This is a genomic window from Streptomyces sp. NPDC031274 (assembly GCF_055570235.1).
In genome coordinates this window covers 1-1,141 of record NZ_JBVIHP010000383.1, presented here as the reverse complement: position 1 = coordinate 1,141, position 1,141 = coordinate 1, and the positions used below count along the sequence as shown (strand labels likewise).

Here is a 1,141-nt window from a genome sequence, read left to right as displayed (position 1 = left end):
CCCGTGCACGGCGTTCCCCCTTCGACGCCGATGATCCTAGCCATGGCCCTCCGGCGCCCGTCCGCCCCTGCGAAGATTCCCCTCATGGACGAACTGGCCCTGCTCAAGCGTTCCGGCGGTCCTGTCACCCGTGGTCGGCTCAGGCGTGAGCTCCTGGACCTCGGTCTGCGCGACGGTGACATCGTGATGTTCCATACCGAGATGTCGGCGATCGGATATGTCGCGGGTGGTCCGCCGACCGTCATCGGCGCCCTGCGCGATGTCGTCGGGGAGCGCGGCACCCTCATGGTCACCTGCGGCTGGAACGACGCCCCGCCCTATGACCTCCCCGACTGGCCGCAGGACTGGCAGGACGCCGTGCGCGCGGAGCACCCCGCGTACGACCCCGTTCTCAGCGAGGCGGACCACAACTACGGGCGGCTCCCCGAGGCTCTTCGCCGGTGGCCGGGGGCCGTTCGCAGCCGCCACCCCGATGCCGGCTTCGCGGCGCTCGGCCCGGCCGCGGGCGCGCTGATGGCCGACCACCCCTGGGGCGACCCGCACGGCCCCGGCAGTCCGCTGGCTCACCTGGTCGCCATGGGCGGGCGGGTCCTCCTGCTGGGGGCTCCGCTGGACTCCCTCACGCTGCTGCACCACGCGGAGGCGCTCGCCGACGCGCCCGGCAAGCGGTTCGTGGAGTACGAGCAGCCGATCATGGTGGAGGGGAAACGGGTCTGGCGGCGCTTCCGCGACATCGACTCGTCGGAAGGCGCCTTCGACTATTCCTCCGTGGTGCCGGAAGGGCAGTGGCCGTTCGAGGTCATCGCCCGGGACATGCTCGCGGCCGGGTTCGGCGGCGAAGGGGTGGTCGGGGCCGCCAAGAGCCATCTCTTCGAGGCCCCGGACGTGGCGAGCTTCGGCGTCGCCTGGATGGAGGAGAAACTGGGCGGCCAGGAGGGCGTCGAGCGGTAGTACGCCGGTCACCCCTTCACCGCACCCCCCAGCGCGAACCCCCCGCCCAGGCGGCGCGAGATCAGTACGTACAGCAGAATCACCGGCGTCGAGTAGATGATCGAGAACGCCGCCAACTGGCCATAGACGACCGTCCCCTTGTTGCCGAAGAAGTCATTGATGCTCACCGACGCGGGCATCTGCTCCGGCG

The 1,141-nt window shown here is 70.6% G+C and carries 1 protein-coding gene and 1 pseudogene; one reads left to right on the top strand and one right to left on the bottom strand.

Annotated elements, in window-relative coordinates:
• Nucleotides 1–84 precede the first annotated feature (84 nt).
• On the top strand, nucleotides 85–951 hold the full coding sequence (gene aac(3) / locus ACZ5CR_RS46560; RefSeq protein ID WP_468870106.1) for an aminoglycoside 3-N-acetyltransferase: 867 nt from the start codon (nucleotides 85–87) through the stop codon (nucleotides 949–951).
• Nucleotides 952–959: 8 nt separating this feature from the next.
• Here aac(3) and ACZ5CR_RS46555 read toward each other — a convergent pair.
• Nucleotides 960–1,141 (bottom strand): annotated as a pseudogene (locus ACZ5CR_RS46555) (carbohydrate ABC transporter permease); the annotation flags it as partial.